The organism is Microbacterium deminutum (assembly GCF_039530205.1).
GTDB classification, from domain to species: Bacteria; Actinomycetota; Actinomycetes; order Actinomycetales; family Microbacteriaceae; genus Microbacterium; species Microbacterium deminutum.
Genome location: NZ_BAAAOG010000010.1, coordinates 35169 through 48298, shown reverse-complemented (window position 1 = coordinate 48298; position 13130 = coordinate 35169). Strand labels below are relative to the sequence as shown.

At 69.5% G+C, this 13130-nt stretch carries 13 protein-coding genes and 1 tRNA gene; 2 read left to right on the top strand and 12 right to left on the bottom strand.

The window, feature by feature from the left end:
* Positions 1-17: 17 nt before the first annotated feature.
* From ABD212_RS19035 to ABD212_RS17130, 11 genes are all read right to left on the bottom strand, one after another.
* Positions 18-293: a helix-turn-helix domain-containing protein gene (locus ABD212_RS19035; protein ID WP_425561291.1), complete on the bottom strand. Its 276-nt coding sequence runs from the start codon at positions 291-293 to the stop codon at positions 18-20.
* Between the two features lie 117 nt (positions 294-410).
* Positions 411-486 (bottom strand) — tRNA-Thr (locus ABD212_RS17175).
* Positions 487-567: 81 nt separating this feature from the next.
* Positions 568-2046: an alpha/beta hydrolase gene (locus ABD212_RS17170; RefSeq protein ID WP_425561294.1), complete on the bottom strand. Its 1479-nt coding sequence runs from the start codon at positions 2044-2046 to the stop codon at positions 568-570.
* Between the two features lie 68 nt (positions 2047-2114).
* Positions 2115-3314 carry a DNA polymerase III subunit delta' gene (locus ABD212_RS17165; protein WP_344096992.1) on the bottom strand — a complete coding sequence of 400 codons (1200 nt, stop codon included), beginning with the start codon at positions 3312-3314 and terminating at the stop codon, positions 2115-2117.
* A gap of 9 nt (positions 3315-3323) precedes the next feature.
* Positions 3324-3983, bottom strand: a complete 660-nt coding sequence (gene tmk, locus ABD212_RS17160) for a dTMP kinase (RefSeq protein WP_344096989.1) — start codon at positions 3981-3983, stop codon at positions 3324-3326.
* A complete protein-coding gene (gene topA / locus ABD212_RS17155) occupies positions 3980-6682 on the bottom strand; it encodes a type I DNA topoisomerase (protein ID WP_344096987.1) in 2703 nt (900 codons plus the stop codon). The genes tmk and topA overlap by 4 nt, the downstream gene beginning before the upstream one ends.
* Positions 6683-6749: 67 nt before the next feature.
* The gene (locus ABD212_RS17150) at positions 6750-7067 is read right to left on the bottom strand and encodes an Rv3654c family TadE-like protein (RefSeq protein WP_344096984.1); all 318 of its coding nucleotides are present in this window, start codon (positions 7065-7067) and stop codon (positions 6750-6752) included.
* Positions 7067-7396, bottom strand: a complete 330-nt coding sequence (locus ABD212_RS17145; protein WP_344096982.1) for a TadE family type IV pilus minor pilin — start codon at positions 7394-7396, stop codon at positions 7067-7069. The genes ABD212_RS17150 and ABD212_RS17145 overlap by 1 nt, the downstream gene beginning before the upstream one ends.
* Complete coding sequence (locus ABD212_RS17140; RefSeq protein WP_344096980.1) at positions 7396-7590, bottom strand: DUF4244 domain-containing protein; 195 nt, start codon at positions 7588-7590, stop codon at positions 7396-7398. The genes ABD212_RS17145 and ABD212_RS17140 overlap by 1 nt, the downstream gene beginning before the upstream one ends.
* Before the next feature lie 38 nt (positions 7591-7628).
* Positions 7629-8579, bottom strand: coding sequence for a type II secretion system F family protein (locus ABD212_RS17135; protein ID WP_344096978.1), 951 nt, complete (start codon positions 8577-8579; stop codon positions 7629-7631).
* Complete coding sequence (locus tag ABD212_RS17130; RefSeq protein ID WP_344096977.1) at positions 8573-9640, bottom strand: TadA family conjugal transfer-associated ATPase; 1068 nt, start codon at positions 9638-9640, stop codon at positions 8573-8575. The genes ABD212_RS17135 and ABD212_RS17130 overlap by 7 nt, the downstream gene beginning before the upstream one ends.
* 425 nt (positions 9641-10065) lie before the next feature.
* Between ABD212_RS17130 and acs the strand changes: the two genes are divergently transcribed.
* Together acs and ABD212_RS17120 are read left to right on the top strand one after the other, a co-directional pair.
* Positions 10066-12033 carry an acetate--CoA ligase gene (acs, locus tag ABD212_RS17125; RefSeq protein WP_344096976.1) on the top strand — a complete coding sequence of 656 codons (1968 nt, stop codon included), beginning with the start codon at positions 10066-10068 and terminating at the stop codon, positions 12031-12033.
* Positions 12033-12671, top strand: coding sequence for a TOPRIM nucleotidyl transferase/hydrolase domain-containing protein (locus ABD212_RS17120; protein WP_344096974.1), 639 nt, complete (start codon positions 12033-12035; stop codon positions 12669-12671). The genes acs and ABD212_RS17120 overlap by 1 nt, the downstream gene beginning before the upstream one ends.
* Here ABD212_RS17120 and ABD212_RS17115 read toward each other — a convergent pair.
* On the bottom strand, positions 12662-13129 hold the full coding sequence (locus tag ABD212_RS17115) for a RidA family protein (RefSeq protein WP_344096972.1): 468 nt from the start codon (positions 13127-13129) through the stop codon (positions 12662-12664). The two genes, ABD212_RS17120 and ABD212_RS17115, sit on opposite strands and share 10 nt — an antisense overlap.
* Between the last annotated feature and the right edge of the window lies 1 nt (position 13130).

The following is a 13130-nucleotide window of genomic DNA, read 5'->3' as shown; positions in this document are numbered from 1 at the left end:
CACCCATTCCCGTCGGTCTACCGGGCATCAGCCGCACGTTCGCGAAGCGGATCGGAGCGCGATTCGAGCCACGCCTTGATCTCCGGGACGCAGTAGCGAAGCTCCTTGCCGACGTGAAATCCTCTCGGCCCCTCACCGCCTCTGCGCAGATCGTAGATCACCTGCGGCTTGACGCCGAGGTATTCCGCGAGCTCGCTGTCGTGAGCATCCGGTCGAGTCCGTCTGCGGCGTAATCCCTCATGGCAAGGAGGTGCGCCAGGTGCTTCGCGGCGAGCCCAAATGACTCCATCCACACCCGCCCCAGACACGCACGATCGCCGCCGAGACCGCCAATATGGCGAATAAATGACCCGTCGGCCAATGGCCCAACCCCTTCCGGGGGCAGGAAATGCCAGATGATCAGGTGAGTGTGGAGCCACCTAAGGGAATCGAACCCTTGACCTATTCATTACGAGTGAATCGCTCTGCCGACTGAGCTAAGGTGGCGTGCCTCGCTCGGCGAGTTGCACGATCAACGATCTTACAGTGTCGCGAGAGCGCTCGCGAACCGGCTGAGGACCGGAGGCCCTATCCGCAGCGGAGGCCGTCTTCGGGGACGGTCCCGTCCACGAAGTAGTTCACGACAGCGCGGTCGACGCACTTGTTGCCCTTGTTGTACCCGGTGTGGCCCTCGCCGACACGTGTGATCAGCACACCGGACGACAGCTGGTCTGCGAGAGCGACCGCTTCCTTGTAGGGAGTCGCCGGGTCGTTGGTCGTGCCGATCACGACGATCGGCGCGGCGCCCTGGGCATGTATCGGCCCTGGGACGCCGGTCGCTGGGTAGGGCCACACCGCACACGGATCGGGAGCGAACCAGTAGGGGGCGATCGTCGGCGCCTTCTCGTCCAGGACGGCCTGGGCCTGGGCCTTCTGGTCGGCCGTCGCGTCGTGCGGATAGTCCATGCACGTGTACGCCCAGAACGGCTCGAGCAGGCTGTCGACGTATCTGCCGTCTTGGCGCCGGTAGTAGGAGTCCGCGAGGAGGAATGCGACATCCGGGTTTCCTGCGAGCGCATTGCCGAGGGCGACGGTGAGAGTCGGCCAGCTGGCCTTCACGTACAGAGCCTCAACGATGGCCTGCGTAAGGCTCGAAGCGCCGAGCATGCGGCCATCCGAACTGGGCAGCGGGTCGCGTTCGACGCTCGACAAGAGCGTGCCCAGATCGGCCAGCGCCTCATCGACCGAGCCGCGGAACGGGCAGTCGTTGCCGGCGAGGCAATCGCTCATATACGCCCGCAGCGCCGATTCGAAGCCGATGCCCTGCCCTACGGCCGAGTCCAGCAGCGACACCGATGGATCGATGCCGCCGTCGAGGACGAGTCTGCCGACGCGCTCGGGGAAGAGCTTCGCGTAGGTCGCTCCGAGGAGACTCCCCCACGAGTAGCCGAGGTAGTTGAGCTTCCGGTCGCCGAGGACTGCGCGAAGCAGATCCATGTCGCGCGCGGCGTTCTCGGTCGATATGTACGGCAGGATTCCGTGGCTGTTCGCGTCGCACGCGTGGACGTAGGCGCGGTTGCTGTGGGTCACCTCGTCGGTCCAGGCTTTCGAGCCACGAGCAGCAGCCGGGATGTCGAACAGGTAGGAATCCATCTCCGCCGCGTCGTAGCACTTCACGGCCGTGGACTTGCCCACGCCCCGCGGGTCGAAACCGATGACGTCGTACGAAGCGCGCAGGTCGCCCACGAAGAAGTCGAGCGAATCGCGGACATAGGGGATGCCGCTCGCGCCGGGTCCGCCCGGGTTGGTCAGAAGCGACCCGATGGCGTGGCCACTGTCGGCACGATGGCGGATCACGGCGAGCTGGATGTCTCCCCTCGCCGGGTCGGACCAGTCGAGCGGCGTTCGGACGGTCGTGCACTCGAACGTCTTGTGGCACACGGACCAGTCGAGTTTCTGCTCGTAGAACGGGAGCAGACCGGAGTCGACAGCCGTGGTGTCCGGCGCCTTGCTCTCGGTCGAGCGGGGCGCCGCCTCGGGGATCTGCGAGTACAGACACCCGCTCATCGCCTGGGACGCCAGAGCCAGTCCCGCGATGACAGCAAGGAGGCGGGAGGCGCGGCGGGGGCGGTGATTCACGGGGTCCTTCCGCTCGCGACGGTCACGAGCATGCTCTCGAGGGCGAGGGCGGGGGCGGCGTTCTGTTCGAGGTTGCGCCGCGTCTCGGCGATGCGGTCGACGACAGCCAGCGTGCGCTCAGGGCTCCAGCCGCGTGCAAGCGCGCCCAATTCCGCTGCGAGCTCGGTGTTGATGAGCTCATCGCCGCGGCCGAACTGCAGCATGAGGACGTCGCGGAACATCGACTCGAGGTCGGTGAGCACGCGATCGAGTCCATCGCGGAGGCTGCGGGTCGCCCGCCGCTTCTGATCGTCTTCGAGGGCCGAGAGCTGTGCACGCACCGCAGGGGGCACGGGCGCACCGTCGGCGAGGCCGAGCGTGTGGAGCAGGCTCGCCCGCTCCGCCTCGTCGCGCTCCGCGGTGAGGGCCTTCGCATCGTCGGTCGCCGCGAGGACGATCCGCCCTGCGACCTCGACGGCGTCGCCCACGCCGCGGACTCCGAGTACGGCACGCAGCGTGTGATCGCGGCGCGCGCGGGCCGCGGCATCCGTCGCCAATCTCTGCGCCATGCCGATATGTCGCTGGGCATGGCGAGCGGACTGCTCCGCGATGGCGCGATCGACCCCGGTGCGCTCGGAGATGAGGGCCGCGACATCCGCGACTTCGGGCTCGCGCAGGCGCAGCGTGCGCACGCGCGAGCGGATCGTGGGCAGCAGGTCGGCGTCGCTCGGCGCGCACAGTACCCACACGGTGCGCTCGGGAGGTTCCTCGAGCGCCTTCAGCAGGACGTTGGACGTCCGCTCGGACATGCGATCAGCGTCCTCCATCACGATCACGCGGTATCGGCCGAGCGACGGCGAGAAGTAGGAGCGCTCGACCAGAGCGCGTGCGTCCTTGATCGAGATGATGACGCCCTCGGTGCGCAGCGCGGTCAGGTCGGGATGCGTGCCCGCCAGCACCTGGCGCATGGCCGGTTCGTCGTCCGCCTCGGCGATGAGCGCTGCTGCGAATGCATATGCCAGCGTCGAGCGACCCGACCCTGGAGGACCGGTGATGAGCCAAGCATGGGTCATGGCGGACGGGTCGGATGCCGCCTCCTGCAACGCCGTGACGGCGTCGGCCTGCCCCCAGACGGCTCCCCAGGGGATGTCGGCGGCAGTGGCGACGGCAACCGCGCCGTTCTCAGCGGCGTCCCCGTCGAGCGCCCTGGAGTCCATGAACTCAGCCTAATCCGCGGTTGGGACGTGCCCGGTCCACGTGGATCCGATGACCAGTGAGACCCGCCCGCGCACCTCGGCTGCGAGCTCGTCGGCGGAGCGCGCGGCATCGAGCACCAGGAATCGCTCAGGCTCAGCTGCGGCCAGGGCGAGGAACTCGGCGCGTACGCGGACGTGGAATTCGTCCTGCTCGGACTCGAGCCGGTCGAAGGGCTTGTCGTCGGCGTCGAGGCGCCGGCGTGCGTCATCCGGATCCAGATCCAGCAGCACCGTGAGGTCGGGCAGCAGCCCTCCGGTGGCCCACACCGAGAGGTCACGGACTTCGTCGCGGCCGAGGACGCGGCCGGCTCCCTGATAGGCAACCGAGGAGTCGAGGTAGCGGTCCTGGATCACGATGTCGCCGCGGGCGAGGGCGGGGCGCACCACCGTCTCGACGTGGTGGGCACGATCAGCCGCGTACAGCAGCGCCTCGGCGCGGGGCGCCACCTCGCCGCGATGATGCAGCACGATGTCGCGGATGAGCCGCCCGACGTCGGTTCCTCCCGGCTCGCGGGTGCGCACGACCGTCATGCCCTCGGTGGTCAGCCACTCCTCGAGCAGCGCCGCCTGCGTCGTCTTGCCGACGCCGTCGCCACCCTCGAAGGTGACGAACAGACCCCGGTGGGTCACTTCTTCGCCGGCGCCTTTCGGGTGGTCGTGCGCGGGGCCGTGGCACGCTTGGGCGCCGGACCCTTTGCCCGCTTGTCTGCGATCAGCTGAACGGCGCGTTCGAACGTGATCTCCATGGCGTCCTCGCCGCGCGGGATCGTCGCGTTGGTCTCGCCATCGGTCACATACGGTCCGAAGCGGCCGTCCTTGAGCTTGATCGGCTTGCCGCTGGTGGGGTCCGCTTCGAACTCCTTCAGGGCGCTGCTCGCGCCACGGGCGCCGTACTTCGGCTGGGCGTACACCGCGAGCGCTTCGTCGAGGGTGATGTCCAGGAGCTGCTGCTCACTGGCGAGCGTCCTCGAGTCGGTGCCCTTCTTCAGGTATGGACCGTAGCGCCCATTCTGGGCGGTGATCGCATCGCCCGACTCGGGATCGGTGCCGACGATGCGGGGCAGCTCGAGCAGGCGCAGAGCGGTGTCGAGGTCGACGGTGTCGACCGACATCGACTTGAAGAGAGAGGCGGTGCGGGGCTTGGGCGCGACCTCCTTCTTCGCGCCGCGCTTCTTCGGCGCGGGCTCCGGCGCCTCGATCACTTCGCCGGTCTCGTCGTCGATCTCCTCAGCAGTGGGCGGGTCGACCTCCTGCACGTACGGCCCGTAGCGACCGTCCTTGACGACGACCAGCTTGCCGTTGGCAGGATTCTCACCGAGGACCCGATCACCGGCGACAGGCGCGTCGATGAGCTCCTGCGCCTTGGCCGGCGTGAGCTCATCGGGAGCCAGATCCTCGGGTATGTTCACCCGCCGCGGATCCGCGTCGGGATTCGATGGGTCGGCGATCTCGAGGTATGGCCCGTACTTGCCGAAGCGGAGGGTCGCCACGTCGCCGATCGGCGTGGAGTTCAGCGCGCGCGCATCGATCTCGCCGAGGTTGTCGACGATGTTGCGCAGGCCCACCTGCCCTTCGGACCCGAAGTAGAAGTCCTTCAGCCAGTCGACCCGCTTCTGCTCGCCCCGGGCGATCGCGTCGAGATCGTCCTCGAGCGCGGCCGTGAAGTCGTAGTCGACCAGATCGGCGAAGTGCTCCTCGAGCAGGCGCACGACGCTGAACGCGAGCCAGCTCGGAATGAGCGCCTGACCGCGCTTGGTCACATAGCCCCGGTTGAGGATGACGTCGATGATGCTGGCGAAGGTCGACGGCCGGCCGATGCCCTTCTCTTCGAGAGCCTTGACCAGGCTCGCCTCGGTGAACCGGGGCTTGGGGCTCGTCGCGTGGCCCTTGGGCACGACGTCCTTGAGACGCAGCACATCACCGACCGCGAGCGCGGGCAGCGCCTGGTCCTCCGCCTTGTCCGCGTCGCCGCGCTTCTCGTCGTGGCCCTCCTCGTACGCGTCGAGGAATCCGCGGAACGTGTAGACGGTGCCGGATGCCGTGAACTCGGCCTTGCGGCCACCGGCATCCACCGCGATGGTGACAGTCGTCGTCTCGTACTTCGCGTCCGACATCTGGCTCGCCATGGTGCGCTTCCAGATGAGGTCGTACAGGCGCTGCTCGTCACGGTCGAGTTCACCCGACACCTCGGAGGGCGTGCGGAACGTCTCGCCCGACGGGCGGACGGCCTCGTGGGCCTCCTGCGCGTTCTTGCTCTTGTTGGCGTAGACCCGCGGGTTGAGCGGCACGGCCTTCTCGCCGAACAGCGCAACGGCCTGCTCGCGCGCGGCCTGGACGGCCTGCGTGCTGAGGGCCGTCGAGTCGGTGCGCATATAAGTGATGAAGCCCTTCTCGTAGAGACGCTGGGCGACGTTCATGGCGTGCTTGGCGCTCATCGAGAGCTTGCGCCCGGCCTCCTGCTGAAGGGTCGACGTGGTGAACGGTGCGCGGGGGCTGCGCGTGCCGGGCTTCGACTCCACATTCGAGACGGATGCCGGCCCCGCGGTCTCGATCGCCGCCGCCAGAGTGCGGGCGGCGGTCTCGTCGAGGACGAGCACGGCCTTTTTGAGCTCGCCGCGGTCGTCGAAATCGGTGCCGCGCGCGAGCGGTGCGCCGTCGACGCGGGCGAGACGAGCGGCGAAGGATGCCGCGTCCTTCACCGCGAGGGTTTCGATGTCCCAGTACGACGCCGACACGAATGCCATGCGGTCGCGCTCGCGCTCGACGATCATGCGGATCGCGGCAGACTGCACGCGGCCCGCGGAGGTGCCCTGCTGGACCTTCATCCACAAGACAGGGCTGACGTCCCAGCCATAGAGGCGGTCGAGGATGCGGCGGGTCTCCTGGGCGTCGACCAGGGCGAGGTCGAGATCACGCGTGTGATCGACGGCCTCGCGGATCGCGTCCTTGGTGATCTCGTGGAAGACCATGCGCCGCACCGGCACCTTGGGTTTGAGCGCCTCGAGCAGGTGCCACGCGATGGCCTCGCCCTCGCGGTCCTCATCGGTGGCGAGCAGGAGTTCGTCCGCGCTCTTGAGCGCTCGCTTGAGCTCGGCAACGGTCTTGCGGCCGCGCTCGCTCTCGACGTAGTAGGGGTCGAAGCCGTTCTCGATGTCGATCGAGTACTTGCCGTACGCCTGCTTCTTGTCGGCAGGGATGTCCTTCTTGTCCGCCAGATCGCGGATGTGCCCGACCGAGCTGAGCACCTCGTAGCCATCGCCGAGGTAGCCCTGAATCGACTTCATCTTCGTCGGGGACTCGACGATGACGAGCTTCTTTCCTTCTGCCAACGGGGCTTCCTTTCTTCGACGCACACCATACACGCCGAACACCGGGGTTCAAGCTGTGAGCACCAGATCAGCCCGGGGGCCCCGCACGTGCCGACGCCGTGGCTGTGACCAGTCCGAAGCGGCCCGAGATGCTCACCGTCGCCGTCACGCCATCGATCTCGCAGCCGTCGATCACGCCGCCCGAGACGGTCGCGAGGCGCGCCGCGAGTTCGCACGGTACACCCGGCACCGCACCGGACGCCGCGTCCGCCGCGGCCAGTGCCGCGGCATCCGCACCCGCTGCCAGACGCTGGCTGAAGACGGCGGCGGATCCGACGGTGGCGAGCCCGAACGTAAGCGCGGTGGCGCAGCCGATCAGCCCGACGGCGGAGAGTGTGCCGGGCATCAGAGGCCGCCGGCCAGAGCGCAGCTCGAGACGCTCACCGTGAGCGGAAGGCCGACAGCGGGTGCGGTCGCCGTCACGCACACGAGGTCGTCCCGCTGCCGGATCCCTGCGACAGCTCCGGCCACCGCCTCGCCCACCGCGCTCCGCACCCGCGCGTCGGCCTCGCCGCGCGCCGCGAGCCGGGCGGCATCGGCCACGGCGTCCTGCAGCCGCACCTGGCGCGCACTGGTGCCGAGGGCAGCGACCCCCAGCATGAGCACGAGCACCACGGCGGGCAGCGCGACGGCGAACTCCGCGACGACCGATCCACGGTCGTCGACTACGCCCATCACGCAACCGTGAGAGCGCGGCGAACGAGATCCGTCAGGATGCCGCGCACCTCATCGCTTCGCATGATGACGACCAGCAGGCCCGCGAAGGCGACGGCGGCCATCGTCGCGATGGCGTATTCGGCGGTGGCGGCACCCGTGTCGTCGGTGAACAGCCGGGCCGCGCGGCGGCGGGTGAGAGGGGGAAAGGACATGTCAGCTCCTGTCGTGGGCGGTGATGGGCACGGTCGTGTCAGAGCGAGAGCGACATCGTCGCCATGACGCTCAGGAGCATCGGTGCGACGCCGAGCAGAAGGAAGGCGGGGAGCGTGCAGACTCCGAGCGGAAGCAGCAGCCGCGACGACAGTCGGGAGGCCCGCAGTCGCCCGTCGATGCGGGCGCGCTGGCGCGCAAGCGCGGCCGAAGCACGCAGGAGGTCGACGGCCGGCGCGCCCGCGGTGCGCGAGAGCGACAGGACGGCCGCGGACTCGGCATCCACCCCCCGCTCGGTCGCCTGTTCGACGATCGCGGTCGCCCGGTCCAGTGAGACTCCGCCGCTGACGGCGATCGCCAGCAGTTCGGCGTCGAGGCCCGGGATGCCGTCGGCCGCCGTTGCTCGTCGAACGAGCACCGCGTTCCATCGATGCGCGGCGACACTCAGCGCCACGCCGCCGAGCAGGCACAGAAGTCCCACAGGCGTGCCGAGCAGGACACCCATGGTGTCGAACCCGAGACAGGCCCCGAGTGCGAGACCCACCAGCGGAAGCCAGCCGATCAGTCGCGCGGTGCCCGCCGGCTCGGCGAGTGCGACGCGCACGTCGTCGACCGCCTCCGCCGCGTCGCGCAGCGCCGCCGCCAGCCCGCGGAGGCTCTCTGCCAGGGGTGCGCCGACCGTCGTCGCCACCCGCCACGCCGCGGCCACCTCAGGCCAGGTGCTCCGACTCTGCGCCCTGCGCCGTCTCGATCGCGGCGGGGACGGCGGCGCGGCCTCGAGGATCGCGTCGGAGAGCGGGATGCCGCGGCCCACAGCGTCCGTCACCCGCGCGGCACCGGCATCCCCCGCGTCGGCGAGGTGACTCCATGCGCGGGCCGGCGGGATCCCCGCCTGCAGCAGCACGGCGAGCCTGAGCACGGTCTCATCCGCAGACGCGGAAGACACCGCGACCCCTGCGGCAGCGGCGCGCGCAGTCAGGCGGTTCACCATGCGACTTCCTCGATCCCGAGTCGTCCTGCCCCGTCGAGCACGGGCCGGCCCACGCCGGCGAGCCGGCGCATGCCGCCGGGATCGTGGGCGACGTGGAGGACCAGCCCGATCGCGCTCACCACCTGGCGGGCGAGGGCCTGATCGCCGAGCCCCGCGAGGGCGCCGAGTGCCTCCAGTCGCGCGGGAACGTCGTCGAGGCTGTTCGCGTGAAGGGTGCCCGCTCCGCCGTCGTGGCCGGTGTTGAGGGCCGCCAGAAGTTCGCGCACCTCTTCCCCGCGGCACTCCCCCACGACGAGCCGATCCGGCCTCATCCGCAGGGCTTCGCGCACGAGCCGAGCCAAGTCGATGCCGCCGGCGCCCTCGAGATTCGCCTGCCGAGCTTCGAGGCGCACATGGTGCGGGTGGTCGATGCGAAGCTCGGCGACATCCTCGATCGTGACGATCCGCTCCCCGAACGGCGCCGCCGCGAGCAGTGCCGCGAGCAGCGTGGTCTTGCCCGCTCCGGCCGCCCCCGTGACCAGCAGGTTCTCGCGCCGGCGGACGGCGTCGTCAAGCAGCACGCGCGCAGCGGCGTCGAACATTCCGCGTGCCTGCAGCGCATCCAGCGAGACGAGCCCCAGACGCGGGACGCGGATCGAGATCGCGGTGCCCTCCGCGGCGACCGGTGAGAGGACGGCATGCACACGCACGCCGTCCTCATAGCGGACGTCAACACACGGCGTCGCGTCGTCGATGTGGCGGCCGCCGATCCCGATGAGTGCCACAGCGAGCGCGCGCACCTCTTCTTCTGCGGCCCGCCACGAGGCGACGGGCACTGCGCCACCGCCTCGGTCGACGAACAGGCCGGATGCGCCGTTCACGAAGACGTCGGTGACGTGGGGGTCATCGAGGTACGCCGACAGCGATGCGAGGGCGGGATGACGACGGTAGCGGGCGGGCGGGGCATCCGGTCGAGGCTGGGTCTGTGGCGCGCGTTCTGCCGGCATGCGTGCAGGCTCGGGCGTCGAAGGCGAAGACGGCGTGGGCGCCGTTCGCTGCTGGACGACGAACGGATGAGGCATGTCATGACGCTAGGCGCCGTGCACGCCGCCGATCGCGGGCATGCGGTCGGCGGTGGATGACGGCGGCGAATCTCCGCATTGGGGAGGAGGCTTCAAGAAAGAGGGCGGCATCCCATGGGGGGAATGGGATGCCGCCACGCGCGACACCACACTTCGGGGGGTGATTCGGGTGCCGCAATGCCAGAATCGAATGTTCGGCCGCTGAAGAGCATATGCGAATTCATGCATCGTTCCAAACAAATCCAAGCCGCGCCGCGCGATATATCAGTCGGGTCCAAATTCCCCGACCACCCACTAACGGAGGTAGTGCCGAGGACCCCCCCGTGGGTACATTGCGTGACAGACTCGCCGGTATCCGGCCGCCGAATCGAGTGCGGCGCAGCCGTGCATCGAGACCACCCATTCCGCCGCAAGGGAGCGCGCCCATGAGCAGCCAGATCGACCACCTCCTCACCGAGACGCGCCGCTTCGCGCCGTCCGCGCAGTTCGCGGCAGACGCCGTCGCGACCCGCGAACTCTACGAATCCGCCGCCGCCGATCGCGAGGCGTTCTGGGCCGAGCAGGCGCGGGCGCTGCACTGGCACACTCCGTTCACCCAGGTGATCGACTGGTCCAACCCTCCCTTCGCGAGGTGGTTCGACGACGGCGCGCTCAACGTCGCGTACAACTGCCTCGACCGCCACCTCGACACCGGCAACGGAGACCGTGTCGCGCTGCTCTGGGAGGGCGAGCCCGGCGACGAGCGCCGCGTCACGTACGCGGAGCTCACCGACGAGGTCAAGCGGCTCGCGAACGTCCTCGAGGGCCTGGGCATCGGCGAGGGCGATCGCGTCGCGATCTACATGCCGATGATCCCCGAGGCCATCGCCGCGATGCTGGCCGTCGTCCGTGTGGGCGCGATCCACTCGGTCGTGTTCGGCGGCTTCTCGGCTGACAGCCTCCGCGCCCGCGTCGACGATGCCGGCGCCAAGCTCGTGATCACCGCCGACGGCGGCTACCGCAAAGGCAAGGTCTCGCCGCTCAAGCCCGCTGTCGACCTCGCCCTCGCCGACCGGAACGGGTCCGGCGTGCAGGAGACGGTCGAGCACGTGCTGGTCGTCCGCCGGGGCGGGAACGACGTGGAATGGACCGAGGGACGCGACCTGTGGTGGCACGACGTCGTGCCGGCTGCGTCCGCAGAACACGAGGCGAAGGCGTTCCCCGCCGAGAACCCGCTGTTCATCCTCTATACGTCGGGCACCACCGGCAAGCCCAAGGGCATCCTCCACACCTCAGGCGGGTACCTCACGCAGGCGGCGTTCACCAACCGGGTCGTGCACGACATCCACCCGGAATCCGATGTCTACTGGTGCACCGCCGACATCGGCTGGGTGACCGGGCACAGCTACGTGACCTACGGCCCGCTCGCGAACGGGGCGACCCAGGTGCTGTACGAGGGCACCCCCGACACTCCGCACCCGGGCCGCTGGTGGGAGATCGTGCAGAAGTGCGGCGTGACGATCCTCTATACGGCGCCCACGGCGATCCGCTCGTTCATGAAGCTCGGCCGCGCGATCCCGAAGAAGTTCGACCTGTCATCGCTGCGGGTGCTCGGCTCGGTGGGCGAGCCCATCAACCCCGAGGCATGGATGTGGTACCGCAACGTCATCGGCGGCAAGACTGCGCCGATCGTCGACACGTGGTGGCAGACCGAGACGGGCGCGATCATGATCTCGGCCCTGCCCGGCGTGACCGAGACGAAGCCCGGCTCAGCCCAGGTGCCGCTGCCGGGCATCTCGATCGATGTGGTGGATGAGGACGGCACGCACGTCGGCAACGGCAACGGCGGACTGCTCGTGGTCACCGAGCCGTGGCCCAGCATGCTGCGCGGCATCTGGGGCGACCCGGAGCGGTTCGTCGAGACGTACTGGCAGAAGTTCCAGAAGCAGGGCTTCTACTTCGCGGGCGATGGCGCGAGGCTTGACGAGGACGGCGAGGTCTGGCTGCTCGGGCGGGTCGACGACGTCATGAACGTGTCGGGGCACCGCCTCTCGACGACCGAGATCGAGTCCGCGCTCGTCGCCAACGAGGCCGTCGCCGAGGCCGCGGTGGTCGGCGCGTCGGATGAGACCACGGGTCAGGCGGTCGCCGCGTTCGTCATCGTCAAGCAGTCCTATCTGGCCGAGCACTCCCCTGACGGCCTCGCCCAGTCGCTGCGGGCATGGGTCGGCGAGCAGATCGGCCCGATCGCACGGCCCCGCGACGTCTACATCGTCGAGGAGCTGCCCAAGACCCGCTCGGGCAAGATCATGCGGCGCCTCCTCAGGGATGTCGCCGAGGGCCGCGAGGTCGGCGACACCACGACCCTCGCCGACACCGCCGTGATGAGCGTGATCAGCGCCCAGGTGAGGTAGTGCGGAGAGTCCCCGACGGCTACCCGCACGGCCCGGCCGCCGCACTCGCGGCGGGCGCCGCGCTGGAAGCGCTGGAAGCGCTCGACGAGCCTCGGGCGATCATCCTGGTCGAGGGCGTCAGCGACCAGATCGCAGTCGATGCGCTCGCCCGCCGACTCGGCATCGACGTCGAACGCACGGCCACCCTGCCCGTGGGCGGCGCGCAGGGACTTCGCCGGATGCTGCACACCATCGTCGCCCGGTTCCCCGACGCCCGCCTCGGGGGGCTGTACGACATCGCCGAGGCCGACGTCGTCCGGCGCGCCCTCGAGGACTCGGGTCTGCTGCAGCACGGCGGCCGGCCGCAGGATGCGGGATTCTTCGCGTGCGCCGCCGACCTCGAGGACGAGCTTCTCCGCGCCTGCGGGCCGGCACTCGTCGAGGAGTGCCTCGCGGTCAACGCCGACCTCACCGCGTTCCGCAGGCTGCAGCAGCAGCAGGAGTGGCGCGGTCGCCCCTTCGACGAACAGGCTCGGCGCTGGATCGCGAGCGGTGCTCGCCGCAAGCTCCGGTACGCCCGGATCCTCGTCGACGCTGCGCCGCTCGAGCGGATGCCGCATCCCCTCGTCGCGGCGCTCGAGTGGGCGCGTCAGACGTAGGAGAAGACGACCTCGACCTCGACCGGAGCGTCGAGCGGAAGGACCGGCACCCCGACCGCCGAGCGGGCATGCCGGCCATTCTCGCCGAAGATCTCGCCCAGCACCTCGCTCGCTCCATTGATGACGCCGGGCTGCCCGGTGAACTCGGGAACGGATGCGACGAACCCGGTCACCTTGACGACGCCGGTGAGCCGGTCGACGCCCCCGACCGCAGCCGCGGCAGCGGCGACGGCGTTGAGGGCGCACTGGCGCGCATGATCCTTCGCGTCGGATGCCGGCACGAGACCGTGTCCGTCGCCGACCTTGCCTGTCTCGGGCAGCGAGCCCGACACCACGGGCAGCTGTCCCGCGGTGAACACGAGATCGCCGTGCGCCTTGGCGGGGACGTAGGCGGCCACCGGGGGCACGACAGCCGGGAGGTCGATGCCGAGTTCGGCGAGTCGCTGCGACACGGTCATC

Excerpts from the sequence above, each read along its gene's own strand:
- ABD212_RS17170 (WP_425561294.1), bottom strand. The coding sequence starts at position 2,046 with ATGAGCGGGTGTCTGTACTCGCAGATCCCCGAGGCGGCGCCCCGCTCG.
- ABD212_RS17165 (WP_344096992.1), bottom strand. The coding sequence starts at position 3,314 with ATGGACTCCAGGGCGCTCGACGGGGACGCCGCTGAGAACGGCGCGGTT.
- ABD212_RS17150 (WP_344096984.1), bottom strand. The coding sequence starts at position 7,067 with ATGCCCGGCACACTCTCCGCCGTCGGGCTGATCGGCTGCGCCACCGCG.
- ABD212_RS17145 (WP_344096982.1), bottom strand. The coding sequence starts at position 7,396 with ATGGGCGTAGTCGACGACCGTGGATCGGTCGTCGCGGAGTTCGCCGTC.
- ABD212_RS17140 (WP_344096980.1), bottom strand. The coding sequence starts at position 7,590 with ATGTCCTTTCCCCCTCTCACCCGCCGCCGCGCGGCCCGGCTGTTCACC.
- ABD212_RS17135 (WP_344096978.1), bottom strand. The coding sequence starts at position 8,579 with ATGGTGAACCGCCTGACTGCGCGCGCCGCTGCCGCAGGGGTCGCGGTG.
- ABD212_RS17130 (WP_344096977.1), bottom strand. The coding sequence starts at position 9,640 with ATGCCTCATCCGTTCGTCGTCCAGCAGCGAACGGCGCCCACGCCGTCT.
- acs (WP_344096976.1), top strand. The coding sequence starts at position 10,066 with ATGAGCAGCCAGATCGACCACCTCCTCACCGAGACGCGCCGCTTCGCG.
- ABD212_RS17115 (WP_344096972.1), bottom strand. The coding sequence starts at position 13,129 with ATGACCGTGTCGCAGCGACTCGCCGAACTCGGCATCGACCTCCCGGCT.